This is a genomic window from Aeribacillus sp. FSL K6-3256, assembly GCF_037965805.1.
Classification (GTDB): domain Bacteria; phylum Bacillota; class Bacilli; order Bacillales; family Aeribacillaceae; genus Aeribacillus; species Aeribacillus composti.
On record NZ_CP150188.1, the window covers coordinates 1,460,404 to 1,478,208 of the forward strand.

The following is a 17,805-nucleotide window of genomic DNA, read 5'->3' on the forward strand; positions in this document are numbered from 1 at the left end:
TTTTTAATTTTATTGAAAATTAAGAAAATAAAACCGGAGGGAAAAATATGAAAAAACTGAAACGTCTTTTTGCTGCGGGGCTTCTGCTCTTAATGATGGTTAGTTTAGCAGCTTGTGCAGGCTCTCAAATTAGCCAATCTACTGGCGGCCAGAAGGAATCATCAAGCAAAAGCGGAGAAGGAACGGTAAATATCGGCTTTAGCGGTCCTTTAAGCGGACCGGCTGCTTTATATGGAGAACGGACACTGAACGGCATAAAAATGGCCGCAGAAGAAATTAATAACAACGGAGGCTTTGAAATAAATGGAAAAACCTATAAATTAAACATCGTCCCTCTTGATGACAAATATTTGCCGAATGAAACAGCCTCTAATGCCAAACGGCTTCTTCAAGAATATAAAACACCTATTATTTTTACGCCGCACAGCGGTGGAGTGATGGCGCTTCAAGTATTTAATGAGACTGAAAAGTTTTTGATTGGTGCCTATACGAGTGAACCGGATGTAACTGATGCCGGGAACTCCCTTACGATCGGCATACCGCCGCGTTATGACGGCTACGTGGAACCTTTTACAGATTATGCCATGAAACGGTTTGGCAAAAAATTAGCCGCTCTTCCGCCGTCTACCCAATATGGGAAAGACTGGACAAAAACTTTGCTTCCACAATGGGAAAAGAAGGGCGGAAAGGTTGTATATCATTCATCCATTGATTTTTCAAAGGAAACCGACTTTTTCACCATTGTCACCAATGCTCTTAAAGAGAAACCGGATGTTCTATTTATAGGCGGAGCTTCAGAACCTACTGCAAAAGTGGCAAAGCAAGCTAGAGAGCTAGGATTTAAAGGCGGATTCATTATCATGGATCAGGCAAAACTGGATTTTATGGAAAAAATAACAGGTTCCTATGACGTATTAGAAGGTTCTGTTGGAGTGCTGCCGCTCGTAAAATCTAATGATCCGGGAGCGCCGGCATTTGTCGAAAACTATCGAGCAAAATTTAAAGATGAACCTAGCTCTGAATCAGGGCTCAACTATATCGCTACGTATATTTTCGTTGAAGCGATGAAAGCAGCAAAAACTGTTGACGATGCGGAAGCTATTCGCAAACATATGCAAGATGGACTGGATAATCTGCCAAAAGACAAACGTGTATACGAGATTCCATCAATCGGTGATGACGGAAGATTGGAAGTGAAAAGAAAAGTCGCGGTAGTAGAAGATGGTCAAATTGTTTTGAAAGTAGTAGATTAATAGGTTTTCCGATCGGATTGAGCAATGATTGAAAATTTAAGAGGCTGCCTGAATGGGGAGCCTCTAAATACATTTTCCAATGCAATGTTAATGAATATTCGGATATCGGGCATGAAAAAGAGAATTGCTGTAAAGTTTCCGTTATATATTTGTAGATCAGGGTTCCATGTGCACAATTATCATTCGCTTATCTTTTCCAGTAATTTGTCATACAGCTTTTGCGTTTCGCTCCCGTCTTTTTGATTCAAAATGATATAATCATCATCTTTTTCGATATATACATACGGTGCACGCCCTTTGTAAACAAACAATTTTCCTCCTCCACCGTACGGCTCTTTTAGCCGAAAAGATCCTTTCAAACGATTAAAAGCCGCAAAGCCATTACTTTTGGCAACGACATCGGGAAGTTCATCCAACAGCTTCACACGGTCAATCTCATCAATCGGCCATTCCACCCCATATAAACCCGTTACCTTTAACTGACGGTCATTTATGATCACATCATGCTCCTCAAGTCCCAAATAGCCTAAAACGATAACGAATGTGATCACAATAGCCGCAATAATTCCGGTAATCCAATAATATTTTTTCCGTTTATGCTTTAGTTCATATTTTTGTACATAGATCGAACCGCCGAGCAGTACGATGAGAAACAGCAGCATGCCTATTTCAAATCCATATGGGATTTGAAAAAGTGCTAAAATGACCGAAATGAACAAAATGATGAACGTATAAAGCAGCAATCTACCAATTGCCTGCGGATAACCGTTTTCAATTAATCGCTGCTGTTCTTCTTCCGGTCTGTTGTAGAAGCCCGATATTAAGCTGTAATCCTGCTTCTTTACGACTAAATACGTCAGGCCCCCGTGTATGATAAGTGTGAACCCCATAGTGATTAAAAAAACGATCGTATCTGTTGACACAATGCTTCCCCCTTACGCTTTACAAAACATTTTGATTATTTCTACGGTTTTATCTTACAAATGTTTCACTCGCATAAATACCTAATGGAACTAAGCCAATCTGAAGAAAGAAGGAAACACTTTTGATGGAAAAATCAGATTTTTCAATGATCCTCTCTTTCCTTCAACAGAAATTTTTGGAATAATAATTATAATGTAACGTATGGAGAGGAGCAAGCGTATGGTGATTGCACTTGAAAATGTTTCGCTCATTCGCAACAAAAAATATATTTTGGAGAATATAAATTGGAATGTTGATGAAGGCGAGCATTGGTGTATTTTAGGAAGAAATGGAGCGGGGAAAACAGCATTGCTCAATTTGTTAAACGGCTATTTGTTTCCTTCAAAAGGAACGGTTTCCGTCATTGGATTTACTTTTGGCAAGGCAGATTTTCGCGAGGTTCGGAAAAAAATCGGTCTTGTCAGCTCATCGCTCCAAGAAAAAATTTACGGACATGATCTTGTTGAAGAAGTTATTTTGAGCGGAAAATTCGCGTCAATCGGCTTATATGAAACACCGGATGAACACGATTTAGAAGAGATGCGGTCTTTGATGACGCTATTCGGGGTGGAAAAACTAAGCGGGCGTACATATGACAGCCTTTCCCAAGGGGAAAAGCAAAAAGTGCTGATTTTGCGTGCGCTTATGCCTCAGCCGAAGCTCCTTATTTTAGATGAGCCGTGTAATGGTCTTGATATATTGGCGAGAGAAGAGCTTTTAGGGCTGATTGAAACAATTGCCAAAAGGCCCAATGCGCCAACGATCCTGTACGTGACGCATCATGTTGAAGAAATTTTGCCTTGCTTCACCAATTCCCTGTTATTAAAGGAAGGAAAGGTTTTTGCTGAGGGAAGAACAGAAGAGCTGCTTTCAAGTGAACGATTGTCAGACTTTTTTGAAGCAGGCATCGAGGTGGAAAATTTTCATGGCCGATATTATGCGAAGCTTTTGCAAAACAATCATAATAGATTGTCATAGGGAGAGTGGGGCTGTCCAGAAAGTCAAATCCCCATTGAAAACAAAAAATCATAAACACCGATATATCAACGTTTCTAACACATTAATGGGGGCGTCAATAAGCCGTAAAAACGACTTATTAGACACCCCCTTTTTCGGATTTCAGTGGAAAACTGCTTTTTCTTTTTTGAGCATTCTTTTGATCGAGCGGTCTGCTTCTCTTAAAACAATTTCCTTGTCGAGTGTTTTTATTTTTTTGTTTTCCATTACAATCTCCCCATTTATAATGGTTGTTTCTACATTATCCCTTGAAGCAGAATAAACGATCCGCGAAATCGGATCAGCTTCAAAGGAAGGGAAAGTATGAAAATGATGTAAATTTAGAATCACTAAATCTGCTTTTTTGCCGATTTCAATACTGCCAATCTCTTTTTCCAATCCGACCGCTTTTGCCCCGCCGATGGTCGCCATTTTAAATACCTCTTTTGCTTTCATTGCGGAAGGGCCGTGCTTCGGCTTTTGGATGAGGGCTGCAAGCTTCATTTCCTGAAACATATTTAAATTATTGTTGCAAGGCGCTCCGTCTGCGCCTAAGCTTAACGAAACTCCCATTTCCATCAGCCCGGGAATATCCGCAATTCCTGAAGCTAATTTTAGATTAGACCCGGGGCAATGGCTAACATTTACTCCTCTGTCTTTAATGATTTTCTTTTCTTTTTCATCCAGCCAGATGCAGTGCGCCAAAATCAATCGTTTATTGGCAAGTCCAAGATAGTCAAGATATTCGATATTTCGCATCCCTGTCTGCTGTTCAACCAGCCTGATTTCTTCCTGATTTTCCGCTGCATGAGTATGAACTTTTACTTGATATATTTCAGAAAGCCGTTGAACTTCTTTTAACAGTTCTTCTGTACATGAAAGGACAAATCGGGGAGAAAAGGCATATTGAATTCTTCCGTTTGCAAACATATGCCATTTTTCAAGCAAATCAACGCTTTCTTGGAGAGAATCAGTTGTTTTTTCGCGAAGCTCCATTGGCACATCGTCGCCACGATCCATCATCACCTTGCCTGATAAAGCTCTGATTCCGCTTCCTGCAATCGCTTGAAACGCTGCTTCTGTATGGTGAACGGTTTCCATATCGACAATCGTTGTGGTCCCGCTTTCAATCAATTCTCCAATGCCGAGCAATGCGGAATAATAGATCGATTCCTCATCATGTGCTGCTTCCAATGGCCAAATTCGTTTTTTCAGCCAATCTAACAATTCTAAGTCATCCGCCCGTGAGCGGAAAAGTGTCTGGCATAAGTGAACATGGGTTTGAATGAAGCCCGGAATGACGGTCCGATTTTCTGCATTGATGATTTGATCGGCGTCGCATGCAAGATTTTTCCCTATGTTGCTTATGATGCCATTTTCTATGAAAATATCTCCCGTGAAAATTTCATCCGCATGATTCATCGTAATAATTTGTGCGTTTTTGATCAACAGGCTCTTCATATTCCTTTCTCCTTGCTATAAGTATTGAAATTCATTCTAAGAATGTATGCAGGTAAATTCAATAAAAATGTAAGAATTTATGACAAAAATAAAAAAATGTGGAAAAAAAGTTAACAAAGAAATAATCAAACATTTTGAAAAATTGTAAAATCATTTTTAAGAAAAGAGGTGGTTTTTTGAAAGACAAAAGCCTTTTGACAGAACAGAGGCAATCATTAAAAAAAGATATTGCGAGAATTTACAACGAAGTAAATAAAGAAATTTTTCAAACAGGTGTGATTCAACTGCGAGTTGAAGTAACGGATGAAAAAATTTTAATTTTCGGGTTGCATAAACGGGATCCTGCTTTGCAAATTCTTGAAAAAGTAGATGGGGCTTTGACGATGTGGGCAGATTCGTTATTAATTGATGAATTTAAAAAGCGATTTAAATATAAAATGGAAACAATTGTCGGACTTAACGTTTTTTCGGTTTTAAAAGATTATGATCCTTCCACTGGCTCAGCATGCTTGACAATTATTCTTAAAAAAATGAGTTAGCTTGAAGGACGTTTTCCGTCCTTTAGGCTATCCATAGTTCATTCGGTATTGTTTTGATCCTGTTTACGGGATGGAAACAAGCCGTAGGAAAGAAAAGACTTATTGTTTTTCTTTTCCTGCGGCTTTTCTTTTTTCACAAAAGTAATTATTTGTTCGGAGGGGATACGGCATGGAATTTCGCTACCAGGGAGAAGCGTTTGAACAGAAATTTTTTGCAAGACTAACGAGTAAGGAAATTGCTGAATTGCCAAAGCAAAATGCTTTAATCATTTTGCCGGTTGGCGCAGTTGAACAACATGGGCCTCATTTACCGGTATTTACTGATTCTTTAATAGCGGAGGGGATTTTGCATTCAGCTTGCAAACATTTAAAAGAAGAAGATAATATTTGGATTTTGCCTCCAATTGCGTACAGCAAAAGCATCGAACATCTCGGATATGCAGGAACCATCTCATTATCTGGGAGCACTTTAGAGGCAATGATCAAGGATATTGCCGCAAGTCTGAAAAAAAGCGGATTTAGAAAATTCGTCTTATTTAATTCACATGGAGGAAACCATGATTTACTCAATTCCGTTGCCCGCGATATCCGCATTGAAACAGGTTTGATGACTTTCCGGTTGAACAGCTATGACTTCAATATCTCAGAGGATCTCATTGAGGAAAAAGAGGCTGCATACGGAATCCACGGGGGAGAAATCGAAACATCCTTCATTCTTTCCTTCAAAACCGATTGGGTGAAAAAAGAGCTTTGTCCCGATGAGTTCATCCAGTTTCCGGAGAGCGCAAAGCATCTTCAATTAAAAGGCAGCCATTATGTTGCTTGGAGGATGGAAGATATTTCGAAATCCGGGGTTTTAGGAAATGCAAAAAAAGCTTCTAAAGAAACGGGAGAAATCATCGCCAACCGTTTGGGTGAAAAGCTGGCGGTTGTTTTGCGGGAAATGGCGGAATTCGAAATGGAAGATCTCATCAACATGTCTTCCGAAAAGCAGTACAGTCCTTTGACATAGAATGGATGATCAATTGTTTCAAACATAAAGAAAACTTTGGAGGTGTGGAAGCATGGCTTGGAAACAAGAAATACAGCAGCTTTTAGGGAAGGAAAAAGTTCTGTTCGATGCAGCTTCAAGAGGAAAATTTTCTAAAGATTATTATTGGTATTCACCCATTCTCGCACAAAAGCTAAAGGATAAACTGGCCGATTGCATCGCCTTTCCGGAGTCAGAAGAGGAATTAGTTTCGTTAATATCATTCGCCGTAAAAAGAAAAATTCCGATTACGGTCAGAGGTGCTGGAACAGGAAATTATGGTCAGGCCGTACCTCTTCAAGGCGGTATTGTGATCGACATGACGAGGTTTCATCAAGTACTTGAAATCGGCGAAAACGCTGTAACGGTACAAGCGGGAATAAGAATCGGCAAGCTTGAACGGATATTAGAGCGAAGCGGAAAAGAGCTGCGAATTATGCCGAGCACATATATTCAAGCAACGATTGGCGGTTTTGTGGCGGGAGGATCGGGAGGAATCGGCTCCATTACATGGGGCAATTTGTGGGACGGCAATGTGCACAGCGCTTTCGTTTACACAATTGAGGAAAAGCCGAGAAAAATTGTTGTTTCAGGCGATAAACTCGAGCAATATATTCACAATTACGGAACTTTAGGTGTCATGACAGAGCTGCAATTGCCGATCGAGGAGAAAACAGATTGGATGCAAGCAATGGTTTTTCATGACCATTTAGATGAAGCGATAAATTTCGCCCATCAATTTTCGGGAATAGAAACTATGAAAAAAAGGCTCTTATCAGTATGTGAAGAAGCTTTGACAAAGCATTTCGCTCCTTTAAAACAATATATTTTGCCTGAAAAAACGTTAACGATGATTGAGGTCGATGAAAAAGCAAAAAGTGAATTTGTCGAACTCGTTTCCGAACATAAAGGAATATTGGCACATACCATTCCTGCCAATCAGTATCGAAAAGGGGTCCGCCTTTCGGATTTTACTTGGAACCACTCCACGCTGTGGGCCTGCAAAAATGAAGACAATATTACTTACTTGCAAGTTGAGTTTGATATTCAACACCTTTATCATCAAGTCCATTTGTTAAAAAAGGAATTTGGTGAAGAAGTCCTTCTTCATTTTGAATTTATAAAAAGAAACGGAGCAATTATTCCAACGGCCTTGCCGGTCGTTCGTTTTACAAGCGAGAAACGGCTGTATGAAATCATACAATTTTTCCTGAATATAGGAGCTAAAGTGCATGATCCGCATACTTATTTGTTGGGATTCGGCGGTTGGAGTTTACGAATGGATGAAATCATAAAAATCAAGCAAAAAAATGATCCGTTTCATTTGCTGAATCCAGGAAAAATAGCGGACGTCACCTCTTATGCACAAGTGTAACGATGGGAAAATGAATTGAAACGGCTGAAATATACCGAAAAAAGTTCTTATTATCGGCACTAGGTTCTTGGCATGAAGCAGAAATGTAACTAGAAAAATATCAAAAATAGTAGGAGGATTCGTATGCAGGCAAAAGGGAAGGGATATACAAAAATCTTCATTTTATTTCTACTCGTTCTTTTAGCTGGATGCGGCAGCCAATCAGCTTCAACTAATAACGAAGGAGTCAAAGAGGACTCAGAAAAATTGGAAAAAGTGAAGCAAGTCACGAACTGGTTTGCCGAACCGGAACATGGAGGCAACTATGCAGCTTTGATGAAAGGCTTTTATAAAGAAGCAGGCATTGATATGGCAATAGAGCCAGGCGGGCCGCAAGTTTCCCCCATTCAAATAGTGGCATCTGGGGAAGCTGATTTTGGAATCACTCAAGCTGACGATATTTTATTAGCTCGCGATAAAGGAATACCCATTGTGGCGATCGGAGCCATTTTTCAAGTGAACCCGCAGGCGTTGTTGTACCATGCTGATCAAACTATTAAAGATTTTTCCGATTTGAATGGGCGAACGGTGTACACGGCACCTGGAACAGGGTACTGGGCATATATAAAAAAGGCCTATCAGCTCGACAATGCGAAAGAAATGGCATATAGCGGACAGTTGACCCCATTTATAGAGAATAAAGAGTCAGTTACCCAATGCTACATTACGGCAGAGCCTTTCGCCTTAAAGCAGCAAGGAATCGAAACGAAATATTTGCTCATACACGATTCCGGCTACCAGCCTTATGGCAATGTAATATTTACAACCGAAAAAATGGTCAAAGAAAAACCTGAACTCGTCAAACGGTTTATGGAAGCGACAACGAAAGGGTGGGAGTATTATAAAGATCATTCGGATGAAGTAAATCCATTTATACATGAATATAATCCTGATTTATCAATGGAGGCGCTCGAATATGGGGCTGAACAGCAGCTGAACTTAATTTTCGGGCACGATGCGAAAGACCACGGCTTCGGCTATATGTCTCAAGAACGGTGGAACACCTTGCAAAATCAACTCTATGAACTAGGTTTAATTAAAAAGAAAGAAGATATCGCCAATGCCTACACAAACGAGTTTTTGGCGAAAAATTAAAAATGCGCCTCGGAGCAAGTTGGACAAAAAGGGGAGAAAGCTATGAGTCAACAGCATTTGCTGAATGTTTGTCTGCCGCTTGAAGATCCTGGTTCTCTCTTTGAAATCATCATTAACGATGATCGATATGAAAAAATCACAAAGCAGCCTTCTTATCTTCAGCGCAAAGACTTTAAAACTTTAGAGGCCCTTAACTCATCTTCCGATTCATTCATTGATTGTCAAGGATATGTGTTGCTGCCCGGCTTTGTTGATGCTCATATGCATTTAGATAAAGCCTATTCTCTCAGTAAAGTTCCGAACGCAAGCGGGACGCTTCAAGAAGCAGTAATAAATTACCGGAAGCAATCTCCCCATTTCACGGTGGAAGAAATTGAGTATCGGGCGATGAAAACTGCACTGAATGCACTAAGCCATGGTACAACAGCCATTCGCACACATGTCAATTTTGAATTGCCTTTAGGGGAAGACGTTGTGTTCCGGGCGTTGACAGCTGTTTTAAACGTAAAAGAAAAATTAAAACAATACATTACGATTCAAGTCATTCCAATGTTTTTACTGCCTGACGACGATTCGAAAAGAGAGCTGGAATGGATTGAACAAGCGATCAAAATGGGGGCTGATGGAATTGGCGGAGCTCCTCATTTAGCTGAAAACCCTGAGAAGCAAATTGACGGTTTGTTTTCGTTGGCAGAAAAGTACGACAAACCGATTGATTTGCATGTAGATGAAAGTGATGATCCGAACGTATGCACACTGGATTATATTATCCAAAAAACAATGGAGCGGCAATTTCACAATCGAGTTGTAGCCGGCCACCTTTGCTCTTTGGCGCCAATGGAACAAGAAAAAGCTCTTTCTTTAATTGAACGGATGGCGGCGGCACAAATTGGAGCGGTGACGCTGCCGGGTGCCAATATGTACTTGCAAGGTCGATTTGATCAAGGGATTGTCCGCCGTGGCGTCACAAGAATTCATGAAATTTTGCAAAGCGGGGCGACGCTTGCGGCTGCTTCCGATAATGTTCATGATCCATTTCATCCATTCGGGAAGGCGGATTTGCTGCAAATCGGTTTGCTAACTGCATATGTTGCCCATTTAGGAAGCGGTGAAGGCCTAAAACAAATTATTCGGATGATTACCGAATATCCGGCCAAATTATTAAATTTAAATAATTACGGTGTAAGATGCGGAGCGAAGGCAAGCTTCGTTCTATTAAAAGCTAGATCAGTAGAAGACATCTTTACGAATCTGCCTGTTGAAAGATATGTGTTCCGAAACGGAAAACTGCTCTATCAATCTAAAAAAGCTGAACATTGGAACGATCGCCAGTTGTTGATGTATCAGCACGAGACGGAAAGCCAATATGTAAAATTTGAAAGGAATTTACAATATGTATGACCTTGTATTAGAAAATATCAGACTGCCCAATCAAGAAAGGCATCATTTTATCGGGATTCAAAACGGGATCATTGCTGAAATTTCCCCTTATCCCCTGCAAGGAAAAGCAGTGATAGACGGCTGTGGAGATTTAGCCATGCCGCCATTTGTCGAAACACATATTCATCTTGATACGGCATTTACTGCCGGAGAGCCGAGCTGGAATCAAAGCGGCTCGATATTAGAAGGAATTTTATTATGGAACGAACGGAAGCAAACTTTGACGATGGAAGATGTCTACGAGCGAGCCAGGAAGGCGCTGAATCAGTTAATGAAATTCGGTGTTTTATATGTAAGAGCGATCGCAGATATTTCCGATGAACGTCTCGTTGCTTTAAAAACATTGCTGAAGCTGAAATCAGACTTGCAGGATATCATCCATTTGCAAATCATTGCTTTTCCTCAAAATGGTTTATTCTCATGTCCGGAAAATCAGGAACGGATGCTTGAAGCAATCAAGCTGGGCGCTGACGGGGTCAGTGCTGTTCCTCACTTGGAGCGAACGAGGGAGGAAGGGATCGAATCCATTCGATTCTGCTTTTCTTTGGCTGAAAAATACGGCCTATTTCTTCATTTCTTTTGTGACGAAATCGATGATCCGCAATCGAGGTTTATTGAAACAGTTGCATCATTGGCGATTTCATCAGGACTGGAGGACAAAGTGACTGCAAGTCATGCGTGTGCAATGGCCTATTATCCGGATAATTATGCTGCCAAATTATTAGATTTGATTGCGAGTTCCAAAATTCATATTGTAGCTTGTCCTCTGATCAACACGGCAATGCAAGGAAGATATGATTCCTATCCTAAAGGGCGAGGGATTACGAGAATAAAAGAGATGCTGCAAAAAAATATCAATGTTTGCATCGCCCATGACGATATCATGACCCCGTTTTATCCGTTAGGTAACGGGAATATATTGCAGGCTGCACATATGGCTGCTCATGCAGGTCATTTAACGGGAATGAAGGAATTGGAGGAATTGATTAGCATGATATCGATAAACGGAGCTAAAGCTCTGCAAATCAACGATTACGGAATAAAGGTAGGAAATGAAGCAAATATCATTACGTTCCCGGTTGATCATGCTATAGATTTGATTCGCCTTCAGCCCCATTGCCGCTATGTGATAAAGAAGGGCAGAGTTTTGCTTCACACCAATCCGATGGAAACCGTTTTTTATATGTAATTTAAAAGGCTTTGATTCTGTCCCAATACTGATATAGAAATATTCAAATCGGTTTTTATTTGTAATTTTAAAAGGTTAGGAGCAGAAAGCTTTATGGCAAATATTTTAGTTGTTTTTTATAGTGCTTTCGGACATATAAGACAAATGGCGCAATCAGTTTGCGAAGGAGCAAAGGCGATTGAGAAAACAGATGTACGATGTGTAAAAATTCCCGAATTTACTGATCGTTTAATTCCGGCTATTAGAGAAAATCCGTTGATGATTGATAAAAAAGGAATTTCCGCAACATTTCAAATTGGAAAAAGAAAAGAAAATTATGAGCGTGAAAGCGAAAAGCAGAAAATATTTAAAACAGCGGAAATAGAAGATTTCCACTGGGCAGATGGAGTGATATGGGGATTTCCGACGTATTTTGGATCGATGCCGTCCCAAGTTAAATATTTTTTAGAAACTATCGGCGACCTTTGTGTGGAAGGCGCACTGGAGGGAAAGCCCGCGGGCATCTTTACAAGCGCTGGTTCCATTCATTCCGGGCATGAAGCGGCCATCTTAACATCCATCGTACCGCTTCTCCATTTCGGAATGATCATTATCGGATTACCTTATACTCAAAATCCGGAATATTTAACAGACGCCCCCATTGGCGGAACTCCGTATGGACCAACAGTTTTAGCCGGCCCTGATGGTTCGCGAAAGCCGTCTGATGACGAATTAAAAATGGCTGGTCGGCTAGGGAGAAACGTGGCGTATATTGCCAACGCATTGTGTATGCAAAGAGAAAGAAACAGCTGATGATTGCGTTTGAACAAAACAATCATTCTCATTACTTTTCTTTCAGTAAGAGGGGAATTGTTATGGACGATATCCATGAAATTTTAAAGATTGCAACAACTGAGCCAAAAAAGGCTGTGCTTGCCACTATTATTGATGTGGAAGGCTCCGCTTACCGAAAAGAAGGAGCAGCAATGCTGATTCAGGAGGATGGGGAAACAATCGGCGTAATAAGCGGCGGTTGCCTTGAAAATGACCTGCAAGAAAGGGCGAAGCTTTTGCTTGAGGGCGAGTCGCAATGTATCGTATATGACTTGAAAAGCGAAGATGACTTGTCGTGGGGAAAAGGCGCCGGCTGCAACGGCGTCATACGCATCCTGTTGGAGTGCATCGATGACCGTTTGCGAAAGCATTTATCCCGGCTGCATGATTTGCTTCAAAACGGCAAGGACGTTTTCATCCTAAAACAACTCGGCAAAAATTTTTCCGTAAGCAATTATTTATTTTTTACAGAAGACACGGAAACGTTCGGGGAATGGGCTGGTGCGGTGCCGAAACAAATCGATGCCATAGCTGCGCAAGAGAAAAGCGGATTAGTTTGGGTCAATGAACTGTCCTCATATGTATATGTTCAGCGATTTGAGCCTAAACCGAGATTGATTATTTTCGGTGCCGGTTCGGATGCTGTACCACTGTCGCATTTCGCTTCACGGACCGGTTTTTCGGTTATCGTTAGTGATTGGGGAGAAGCGTTGTGCAATAGATGGCGTTTTCCTGATGCCGATCAGCTTATCATCGCTTTCCCGCGGGAAGCGGCAACGAAAATATCTTTTTCCCCCCGCGATTTTGTTGTGCTGCTGACACACCAATTTCAACAGGATCAAGAGCTTTTAAAGCTGTTGTTGCAGCAAAATCTGCGATATATCGGGGTCATCGGTTCAAAAGAACGGACAAAACGCTTGCTGGGAGATCAGGAAATTCCCCGAAACGTTCATTCACCTGTCGGCTTGTCTATTGGGGCAGAAGGCCCTGAAGAAATTGCGATCAGCATTTTAGCAGAATTAATTCAATTGAAAAAGCTTCGATCTCCTCAGAAGGTGCGTGCATAATGAAGCCGCAATCACATTTCACAAAAAGCCAGGCACTAATCGGAATGCCAAAGCTCACTTGACCAATAGACGAACCGATGGTTATGTACCGACGCTGTATCTAAACTTGTCAAGCCCCTTTTTAGAGTTCTTTTACAGTCGGCTTGGAAAAGTCGATAGCAGAGCAAGCGGTGCAATTGCACAAAACAGCCGTTTATTCAACTGGAAATCATCAACGATCTCATTTTTCAATACGAAACTTGATACGCAGCAATAAGTTGTTTGATGAGGATGCTGCCAAGCTGGATCGCTTGCCGAGTCCGCCGATTTTGTTATCCCCATTTAAGGAAGCGGACAGGCGATAATGGTGCACAATCGGTCAAATGCGGACGTCCACAAGGCATTTCCGTTTCTTATCGCAATATGGTTGCAAAAGCACGTTATTTTACTATCAAAGGAAGGGGGATGAAGTTGAAAACATTGTCCTCAAAAATATGGATGCCAACAGATTTAAGAGAAGCATGGCGATTGCGGCAGCTATTGCAATTAGAATCACACTTTATAGCCGGCGGAACATTATGGCAAACAAAATGGGAAAAAGGAGCACCGCAGCCATCTCATTTAATCAGCCTTGAGAACATAAAAATTTTAGAAGCGATATATGAAAAAGAAGATGGCGGCCAAAACTTTCTTCACTTGGGGGCGCTTATCCGATTGGCTGACTGCCTCCGCCATCCCATTATAAAAGCGAAATGGCCTTTATTGACCAAAGCTGTCAAGACCATTGCTGCACCAGCCGTGCGCAATGTTGGAACGATCGGCGGAAACGTCGCCTCAACAATTGGTGATGCCATCCCCGCCCTGTTAGTGATGGAAGCGAAAATCGGTTGTTTTGATGGGGACGACATAAAAAAAATCGATTTAGATCATTGGTTGAATGAAGAATTCAAGGATGATCTTATAACGGAAATAGTGGTGCCGGAAATTTCAGCTCCGCCATCATATGTCCATTTTTATCAAAAAATTGGGAGGAGAGAGGCGTTTTCAGGTTCTGTCGTCACCATTGCAGGGATAATCGGCCAAAATGACAACGGAACAATTGACTTTGCGCGGTTGGCAGCAGGCGGAGGCGAGAATCGTCCAAGGCGGTTAAGAATAACGGAGCAATTGCTGGCCGGACGCAAGGTTGAGTCCGCTATGCTAAAAAAGGTGCATGAGGCGGTCTTTTCTGAATTTCAACCTGTCGGCGATGCTTTTTTTTCAGCGGATTACCGCAGGCGGGTCGCCGCCAACATAGTCATAGCAGAGCTAAAAAAATTAGAGGAGAAAGATTAATATATTCAGATACGAGCTTTTTCAATTGGGATTATGAAGAAGGGAAGGGATTGAGATTGAAACAAGTGTGCATCAGACCGGACGGAGTAGAAAAAGTAACTGGACATTTAAAGTTTTTAACAGATCTTTCGTTTCCGAATATGCTGTTTGCAAAAATTTTGCGAAGCGAATATCCGCATGCCAATATCGTTTCGATCTCAACGGAAAAAGCGGAGGAATTGCCGGGAGTTCGGGCTGTCATTACTAGCAAGGATGTTCCAGGTTTAAACGGGTTTGGCTTAATCTTTCCTGATCAGCCTGTTTTATGCAAAAATAAAGTTCGTTTTGTCGGCGATGCTGTCGCGGCTGTTGCTGCGGAAACAGAGGAAATCGCCGAAGCGGCGCTTCAGCTGATCGAAGTGGAATATGAGCCGCTGCCGGTTGTTGATGATCCGGAACAGGCTATGCTCCCTTCTTCTCCGCAGCTCCATCCGAACGGGAATATCCTACACCAAGCATCTTATCAAAGCGGCAATGTGGAAGAAGCATTTCAATCATGCGACTGTATTGTAGAGGAAACGTATCAACTTCCAAGGCAAATGCATGCGTACATGGAAACAGAGGGCGGGGTGTTTGTTCCGGAAAAAGACGGCACTTTGACGGTGTATGCCGGCACTCAGCATGGATATAAAGACCGCTATCAATTAGCCCGCATTTTAAATATGCCGGAAGAAGACATCCGCGTCGTCTCAAGCCCGCTTGGCGGCTCTTTTGGCGGAAAAGACGAATTAAACATCCAGCCGTACGGAGCCTTATTGGCGCTGAAAACGGGATTTCCTGTAAAAATTCATCAAACGAGAAGGGAATCGGTGCGGTCAGGAATCAAAAGGCATCCGATGAAAATTAAAATGAAAACAGGTGCGAAAAAAAACGGCAAAATCATCGCCCATCAAGTGCGAATTATAGCGGATACCGGCGCATATGCAACGTTAGGTCCTGCAGTATTGGATTTTGCGGTTGAACATGCGACAGGCCCATACATGATCCCGAATATTCAAGTTGAAGGCTATTCGGTTTTTACGAATAACGGCGTTGCCGGTGAATTTAGAGGCTTTGGTGGAAACCAAGTAACCTTCGCATTGGAAGGGCAAATCGATCGCTTGGCGGTCAAGCTTGGAATGAGTCCGCTTGAACTCAGGCAAAAAAATCTGCGCCAGGCACATGATCCCGGTCCTGTCGGGCAAAAAATCGCCCCAACTGACGGCGCTCAACAAGTTTTAAAACAGATCAGCCAATCGAAACTATTAAACAGCTGCCGAAAACAAGATCATAACGGCTTGATTAAGACAGGCGTCGGGGTGGCAATCACCATGCACGGCGGAGGGCTGGGCTATGGACGTTTAGATCCGGCTGGCGGGAGAATTTCATTGAACGAGGAAGGAAAAATCGAAATTGCTTTTGGGTTTGAAGAATTTGGCCAAGGCTTGCTCGCAGTGATTGAACAAATTGTCATTCAAGCAATAGGCTGCTCCCGAGAGGATTTACACATTGTCATCGGCGATACGGACAAAGTCCCGCGTTCAGGCTCATCAACTGCTTCAAGGGGTACGAGCATGGTTTGGCAAGCCATTCAACGGATGAAAGCTCCGTTTCAAAACAACCTGTTGGAAAGAGCCTCACAATGTACGGATGTGCCAGTCAGTCAATTAAAAATAGGCGAAAAAGGTGTTTGGCACCAAGATGAGCTGCTGATTTCATACAAAGAACTGGCAAAACAAACGATGGATGAACCGTTAACCATTGAAACTCGATTTGACTTTCCGACAACCCCTTGCTCCATACCAGGCGGACATTTTTTATATTCGTTTGCAGCTTGTGCCGTTAAGGTGGAAGTGGATCTGGCAACTGGATTTGTTCGTGTAAAACATTTAGAGCAAGCCGTTGCCGCTGGTCCTGTTATTTTTCCGCAAGGATATTTGGGGCAAATTGAAGGCGGATCCGTGATGGCGTTAGGCTATACATTAACGGAAGAAGCGCTGATAGAAAAAGGATCATATGTAACGGAAAACTTTGATTCGTATTTAATTCCGACGATAAAAGATGTCCCCCTTTCAATTGACATCACCGCAATCGAGGAGTTGTGCGAAGAGGATGAATATGGACCAAGAGGCGTCGGGGAAATTGGCACGGTTGCTGTTGCCCCTGCCATTGCAATGGCCATTTATGATGCGACTGGCATCTGGGTGAATAAGCTGCCGGTATCAAGGGAAGAAATCGTCAATAAGATGATGGAAACGGAGATGAGCAAATGGCTGACAAGCAAATGAGCGCAAGTATAAAATTACCGTCTGAAGAACGAATGCGCATGTCGATTTTTGTGAATGGCAAAAAGAAAGAGCTTGAGATTCATCCGGCCGCTCGGCTAGTTGACATTTTAAGAGAGCAGCTGCATCTGACTGGCACAAAGATTTCCTGCGGAATTGGCCGCTGCGGCGCCTGTTCTGTCATCATGAACGGCAGGCTAGTGAATGCCTGCTTAGTCAGAGCTTATCAAGCAAATGAAAAAGAAATTGTTACAATTGAAGGACTTGCGGAAAAAGGGCTTCATCCGATTCAGCAGGCGTTTTTGGAAGAGGGAGGTTTCCAATGCGGATATTGCACCCCAGGAATGATTATGGCTGTCAAAGCGATTTTGGATCAATATCCGAATCCAACTAGTCAGCAAATAGTTGACGGTTTATCAGGAAATCTTTGCCGATGCACAGGCTACTCCGGTATTATTAGAGCAGTTCAAAAGCTTGCTGAAAAAGAAACTTCTCGCTTAGACAGCAAATGTTAAGAAGGCGGAGCAGTTCGGCGATTTTTTTTAACATGATCAGTTGAAAGAAATTATAGATTTTAGCGTTTTTCGGCTTGTTTCCTTGTCTGCAGCGTTAAAAATTTATGGCTATCGCCGAATGAAATTCGTCATACATCGAAAATAAGTGACCCATAAACAAATATATGCCTGATGAAAACAACCGGTATTCAATCTGTGATTCGTTGTAAAAAGAACCGTTACGTTTCATCATCAGCGGTGCATGTGGCTGAGAATGTATTAAATCGCAAATTTACAGCAAGTAAGCCAAATGAAAAATGGCTGACGGATGTCACGGAATTCAAGATAGGAAACGGTAAAAAAGCGTATTTGAGTGCAATTCTAGATCTGTATAGTTATGTATTAGGGCATTCGAACAATCATCAATTTGTGTT

Annotated in this window: 15 protein-coding genes; 13 read left to right on the plus strand and 2 right to left on the minus strand. The window is 41.9% G+C overall.

What is annotated here, in order from left to right:
* The first annotated feature begins 47 nt into the window (after window positions 1-47).
* A complete protein-coding gene (locus NSQ84_RS07105; protein WP_327873169.1) occupies window positions 48-1,253 on the plus strand; it encodes an ABC transporter substrate-binding protein in 1,206 nt (401 codons plus the stop codon).
* A gap of 179 nt (window positions 1,254-1,432) precedes the next feature.
* On the opposite strand, the gene NSQ84_RS07110 is transcribed toward NSQ84_RS07105, so the two are convergent.
* The gene (locus NSQ84_RS07110) at window positions 1,433-2,176 is read right to left on the minus strand and encodes a DUF3784 domain-containing protein (RefSeq protein WP_242513839.1); all 744 of its coding nucleotides are present in this window, start codon (window positions 2,174-2,176) and stop codon (window positions 1,433-1,435) included.
* Window positions 2,177-2,396: 220 nt separating this feature from the next.
* Between NSQ84_RS07110 and NSQ84_RS07115 the strand changes: the two genes are divergently transcribed.
* Window positions 2,397-3,194 (plus strand): ABC transporter ATP-binding protein, encoded by a 798-nt coding sequence (locus tag NSQ84_RS07115; RefSeq protein WP_327873168.1) that lies wholly within the window; start codon window positions 2,397-2,399, stop codon window positions 3,192-3,194.
* A 141-nt stretch (window positions 3,195-3,335) separates the two neighbouring features.
* Here the strand turns inward: NSQ84_RS07115 and NSQ84_RS07120 are convergent, their stop codons facing one another.
* The gene (locus tag NSQ84_RS07120) at window positions 3,336-4,673 is read right to left on the minus strand and encodes a 5'-deoxyadenosine deaminase (protein ID WP_339199658.1); all 1,338 of its coding nucleotides are present in this window, start codon (window positions 4,671-4,673) and stop codon (window positions 3,336-3,338) included.
* A gap of 176 nt (window positions 4,674-4,849) precedes the next feature.
* On the opposite strand from NSQ84_RS07120, the gene NSQ84_RS07125 reads away from it, so the two are divergent.
* From NSQ84_RS07125 to NSQ84_RS07175, 11 genes are all read left to right on the plus strand, one after another.
* Complete coding sequence (locus NSQ84_RS07125) at window positions 4,850-5,212, plus strand: Na-translocating system protein MpsC family protein (RefSeq protein ID WP_339212478.1); 363 nt, start codon at window positions 4,850-4,852, stop codon at window positions 5,210-5,212.
* 169 nt (window positions 5,213-5,381) lie between these two features.
* Window positions 5,382-6,224 (plus strand): creatininase family protein, encoded by an 843-nt coding sequence (locus NSQ84_RS07130; RefSeq protein WP_327873890.1) that lies wholly within the window; start codon window positions 5,382-5,384, stop codon window positions 6,222-6,224.
* A 52-nt stretch (window positions 6,225-6,276) separates the two neighbouring features.
* A complete protein-coding gene (locus NSQ84_RS07135) occupies window positions 6,277-7,617 on the plus strand; it encodes an FAD-binding oxidoreductase (protein ID WP_327873889.1) in 1,341 nt (446 codons plus the stop codon).
* Between the two features lie 123 nt (window positions 7,618-7,740).
* Window positions 7,741-8,751: an ABC transporter substrate-binding protein gene (locus NSQ84_RS07140; RefSeq protein WP_327874102.1), complete on the plus strand. Its 1,011-nt coding sequence runs from the start codon at window positions 7,741-7,743 to the stop codon at window positions 8,749-8,751.
* Window positions 8,752-8,793: 42 nt separating this feature from the next.
* Complete coding sequence (locus tag NSQ84_RS07145) at window positions 8,794-10,152, plus strand: amidohydrolase family protein (protein WP_339212483.1); 1,359 nt, start codon at window positions 8,794-8,796, stop codon at window positions 10,150-10,152.
* Window positions 10,145-11,380: an amidohydrolase family protein gene (locus NSQ84_RS07150; RefSeq protein WP_339212487.1), complete on the plus strand. Its 1,236-nt coding sequence runs from the start codon at window positions 10,145-10,147 to the stop codon at window positions 11,378-11,380. Before NSQ84_RS07145 ends, NSQ84_RS07150 begins: the two co-directional genes overlap by 8 nt.
* Window positions 11,381-11,473: 93 nt before the next feature.
* Complete coding sequence (wrbA, locus tag NSQ84_RS07155; RefSeq protein WP_094245580.1) at window positions 11,474-12,172, plus strand: NAD(P)H:quinone oxidoreductase; 699 nt, start codon at window positions 11,474-11,476, stop codon at window positions 12,170-12,172.
* 62 nt (window positions 12,173-12,234) lie between these two features.
* The gene (locus tag NSQ84_RS07160; RefSeq protein WP_327873897.1) at window positions 12,235-13,260 is read left to right on the plus strand and encodes an XdhC family protein; all 1,026 of its coding nucleotides are present in this window, start codon (window positions 12,235-12,237) and stop codon (window positions 13,258-13,260) included.
* A gap of 444 nt (window positions 13,261-13,704) precedes the next feature.
* Complete coding sequence (locus NSQ84_RS07165) at window positions 13,705-14,574, plus strand: FAD binding domain-containing protein (protein WP_339212750.1); 870 nt, start codon at window positions 13,705-13,707, stop codon at window positions 14,572-14,574.
* Window positions 14,575-14,624: 50 nt separating this feature from the next.
* Window positions 14,625-16,880, plus strand: a complete 2,256-nt coding sequence (pucD, locus tag NSQ84_RS07170) for a xanthine dehydrogenase subunit D (RefSeq protein ID WP_327873896.1) — start codon at window positions 14,625-14,627, stop codon at window positions 16,878-16,880.
* Entirely contained in the window at window positions 16,862-17,392 is a 531-nt protein-coding gene (locus NSQ84_RS07175) for a (2Fe-2S)-binding protein (RefSeq protein WP_082829479.1), read from the plus strand. The genes pucD and NSQ84_RS07175 overlap by 19 nt, the downstream gene beginning before the upstream one ends.
* Window positions 17,393-17,805 lie beyond the last annotated feature (413 nt).

Coding starts and splice junctions, on each gene's coding strand:
- NSQ84_RS07140 (WP_327874102.1), top strand. CDS start 7,741: ATGCAGGCAAAAGGGAAGGGATATACAAAAATCTTCATTTTATTTCTA.
- NSQ84_RS07135 (WP_327873889.1), top strand. CDS start 6,277: ATGGCTTGGAAACAAGAAATACAGCAGCTTTTAGGGAAGGAAAAAGTT.
- wrbA (WP_094245580.1), top strand. CDS start 11,474: ATGGCAAATATTTTAGTTGTTTTTTATAGTGCTTTCGGACATATAAGA.
- NSQ84_RS07105 (WP_327873169.1), top strand. CDS start 48: ATGAAAAAACTGAAACGTCTTTTTGCTGCGGGGCTTCTGCTCTTAATG.
- NSQ84_RS07150 (WP_339212487.1), top strand. CDS start 10,145: ATGTATGACCTTGTATTAGAAAATATCAGACTGCCCAATCAAGAAAGG.
- NSQ84_RS07120 (WP_339199658.1), bottom strand. CDS start 4,673: ATGAAGAGCCTGTTGATCAAAAACGCACAAATTATTACGATGAATCAT.
- NSQ84_RS07175 (WP_082829479.1), top strand. CDS start 16,862: ATGGCTGACAAGCAAATGAGCGCAAGTATAAAATTACCGTCTGAAGAA.
- NSQ84_RS07160 (WP_327873897.1), top strand. CDS start 12,235: ATGGACGATATCCATGAAATTTTAAAGATTGCAACAACTGAGCCAAAA.
- NSQ84_RS07115 (WP_327873168.1), top strand. CDS start 2,397: ATGGTGATTGCACTTGAAAATGTTTCGCTCATTCGCAACAAAAAATAT.
- NSQ84_RS07130 (WP_327873890.1), top strand. CDS start 5,382: ATGGAATTTCGCTACCAGGGAGAAGCGTTTGAACAGAAATTTTTTGCA.
- NSQ84_RS07145 (WP_339212483.1), top strand. CDS start 8,794: ATGAGTCAACAGCATTTGCTGAATGTTTGTCTGCCGCTTGAAGATCCT.
- NSQ84_RS07165 (WP_339212750.1), top strand. CDS start 13,705: ATGAAGTTGAAAACATTGTCCTCAAAAATATGGATGCCAACAGATTTA.